Annotated in this window: 5 protein-coding genes; all 5 read right to left on the reverse strand. The window is 35.3% G+C overall.

Annotated elements, in window-relative coordinates; all coding sequences use genetic code 11:
* Positions 1–131 precede the first annotated feature (131 nt).
* The 5 genes from Rain11_RS13845 to Rain11_RS13965 all read right to left on the reverse strand — a co-directional run bounded on the left by Rain11_RS13845 (position 132) and on the right by Rain11_RS13965 (position 2,797).
* Positions 132–380 (reverse strand): DUF6660 family protein, encoded by a 249-nt coding sequence (locus tag Rain11_RS13845; RefSeq protein ID WP_133121600.1) that lies wholly within the window; start codon positions 378–380, stop codon positions 132–134.
* The gene (locus tag Rain11_RS13585) at positions 377–562 is read right to left on the reverse strand and encodes a hypothetical protein (protein ID WP_101359913.1); all 186 of its coding nucleotides are present in this window, start codon (positions 560–562) and stop codon (positions 377–379) included. The genes Rain11_RS13845 and Rain11_RS13585 overlap by 4 nt, the downstream gene beginning before the upstream one ends.
* A 197-nt stretch (positions 563–759) precedes the next feature.
* On the reverse strand, positions 760–1,680 hold the full coding sequence (locus Rain11_RS13590) for a DNA-methyltransferase (protein WP_101359914.1): 921 nt from the start codon (positions 1,678–1,680) through the stop codon (positions 760–762).
* Between the two features lies 1 nt (position 1,681).
* The gene (locus Rain11_RS13595; protein WP_101359915.1) at positions 1,682–2,542 is read right to left on the reverse strand and encodes a hypothetical protein; all 861 of its coding nucleotides are present in this window, start codon (positions 2,540–2,542) and stop codon (positions 1,682–1,684) included.
* 78 nt (positions 2,543–2,620) lie between these two features.
* On the reverse strand, positions 2,621–2,797 hold the full coding sequence (locus Rain11_RS13965) for a hypothetical protein (RefSeq protein ID WP_165778155.1): 177 nt from the start codon (positions 2,795–2,797) through the stop codon (positions 2,621–2,623).
* Positions 2,798–2,935: the final 138 nt, after the last annotated feature.

The following is a 2,935-nucleotide window of genomic DNA, read 5'->3' on the forward strand; positions in this document are numbered from 1 at the left end:
ATGCCAATCTGATAAATATTTTTGCAAAACAGCTAACATTTCATTACCTTTGCGTAAAGCTTTCCCTTGTGTGTGAGCCATATAAACTTTGTTTTTTCTCTCAACAATTATATGGCTCTTTTTTTACTTTTTCAAACTAAAAATTTTGTCGGAGGACTGAAATAAAGTTTATAAACTCCGAGATTTGTACTTGCCGTTGTACCACAACAAGTACAAGTACAAAACGGACTGCAAGTATCGTTATGGTCGCTCTTGTGGCTGTGAGCATCTGCACGTTCTGCAACTTCGGTTTTACTTCTGCAATCATTAGACGCATCACTACAAGGCATTACTGATAATGCCAAAATGTAAATGCTGAATATGTATGCAAAAAACTTCATTTGGTGGCAAAGTTAGTAAAATTCTGAAACGCTGTATTCAAAGCGTTGGAAAAAAGTGGCTCTTTTGGTTTTGCGAAGCGTTGGCGTTGTGTGTCGGGCAAAACCAAATGTGCCACTTGTGCGGTGGCAGAAAAACAAAAAAATGTGTGTTGGGCAAAAATTAAATCTTTGTCTTGTGTCATTGTCTGCTCGTTTTTTCTGTCCGTTTGGTCTTGGTAGTGTCGTCCGTTACCATTGCTGCCAACGGTTTGCGTGTATGTGCAGTAGCGGATTAGAAGTACTTTCCTCTCCGTTTAGCACAATGTTTGTTAGATGCACAGACCTTCGATTTACCACTTAACCCGCTATTGCCACATACACGCTGTTGTGTGCAGTGGTTCTATTCTTCGTCATTTTCAACTGTCGCAAATTTTAGAGTTGTCTGTTCTAATAATGGTTTCAGTCTTTTTTCTGACAAGTCAATATATTCTTGTGAAATATCGTAACCTACAAATTTTCTTTCTGATTTAATGGCAGCAACTGCTGTTGTTCCACTGCCCATAAAAGGGTCAAGGATTATATCTCCTTTAAAGGAATAAAGTTGAATTAGTCTATAAGGAAGTTCTTCTGGAAAAGGTGCTGGATGTCCAATTCTTCTTGCACTTTCTGCGTTCATTGTCCATATAGATTTTGTCCACTCCATAAACTGTTCTTTTGTTATGGTATTTTCTTTTTTCCCTTTATCTCTTTTGTAGTCACCTTTTGAAAATACTAAAATGTATTCATGTATATCTCTCAAAATTGGATTAGCTGCACTTTGCCAACTACCCCAAGCTGTTGAAGGACTTGCACTTGCTGCCTTGTTCCAAATGATTTCTCCACGCATATTAAAGCCAATATCTATCATCATTTTAGAAATATAGTCAGAAAGTGGTATATATGGTCTTCTTCCAAGATTGGCTACATTTATGCAAGCCCGACCACCATTGACTAACACTCTGTAGGTTTCTCTAAAAGAGTTTTCTAAAAGTTGCAAATATTCCTTTAGTGATAAATCTTCATCATACTCTTTTGAAACATTGTAAGGTGGCGAAGTAATCATTAAGTGCACCGAGTTGTCGGGTATCTCTTTCATATTTTCTGCCGTACCAAGAATAAATTTATTTTCCAACACTTTCGGAAATTCATTTTCATTCTTGTCAAGAATTTTTTTTTCGCTAAGTTCTGTGTAAAGTTTTGAATTATAAAACTTTGAACTGTCGTGATTAATTCTTCCCTTTGTTCCGAAAGCACTTGTTTCTGTTCCTTTTGTTCTTTTCATTTTAGCTTCGGATTAAAGTTAAAAATTTCTCTGCTTTTGCAATATCTGTGGCTTCTTGACTTGCTATTCTTATAATCTCTCCAAGTTTTAATTTTGAAATCATTGAAGAAAAGTAATTCATATCATTAATTACAAGTTCTTTACAATTGTCATAGAGTTGTTTTTTGTCTAAAATTGTTTGGAAACCAAATTTCGGGGTATTCTTAACATAGTCAGCATTTGTAGGATTTGGGTTCAACGACCAAAAACCTTGAATAACACCTGAAGTTTTTAAAAAATCAACCTTTTTAATGTAGCTGTCAGTTATAGGGCTGTTTCCTAAGACAACAATGGGGATTTTCGTTGATGCAATACCTGAAACACGAACATTAATTGATTTTCCAATGGCTTTAAGCATTGAATCAGAACGTAGTAATGAAGGGTTTCCTTTGTGTTGTTTATAGTCGCCAACATATTCTACCTTATTTGGGTGAATAAATTTATAATTGGAAACTACGCTCATTTTAATCTCAAACAGAAGTTTTATGTTTTCGGGCTTTTGCACTGTATTATTTGTTGTGCAAAATGCAAGGTCTGCACTTGATTGTCTTGACAAACCAAGTTCGTCACAAACAACACTATTTACAGCGTGTAAGTCTAATTCTTTGGCGATTGGTTCAAAAAGTGTTTTGCACCACTTTTCTGTGAACTGTCCAATAAGTGCATTTCTGCTTTGTAAGGTTTGCCCTTCTGCATCTGAACCTTTTGGAACATAGGCAAAATAGCCACCCTGTAAATTATAAAATAGCTGTTCAGGAGAAGCAAAGTTCTTTAATGCTTCTGTAAAAAATTGTATTTCAATGTCGTTGTTCCAAAGTGTCATCTTATTTTCTTACTTATGTTGATTTTAAGGTTCAAATTTACTCTTTTTTATCGGGTTATTTGTGGTTTCGGTGTCTTTTTACCATTGCACACAACGATTTGCGTGTATGTGCAGTAGCGGATTAGAAGCACTTTCCTGTCCGTTTAGCACAAAGTTTCTTGGAAGCACAGACTTTCGATTTACAACTTCACCCGCTATTGCCACATACACGCTGTTATCGGCTGCCCTTCTGTCCTTCGTTTTGTTACTCACCATATATTTCTTTTAACGTGAATTATAAGTCTAACTTATTGTTTTCAAGGGATTTAAATAAAAAAACTTAGGGTAATTGAAAAAATGATTAACTTTGAGTTGTACTTTTTAAATATTTAATCATATGAGTCAATTACCTCT

The organism is Raineya orbicola (assembly GCF_002843425.1).
In the GTDB taxonomy this organism is placed as follows: domain Bacteria; phylum Bacteroidota; class Bacteroidia; order Cytophagales; family Thermonemataceae; genus Raineya; species Raineya orbicola.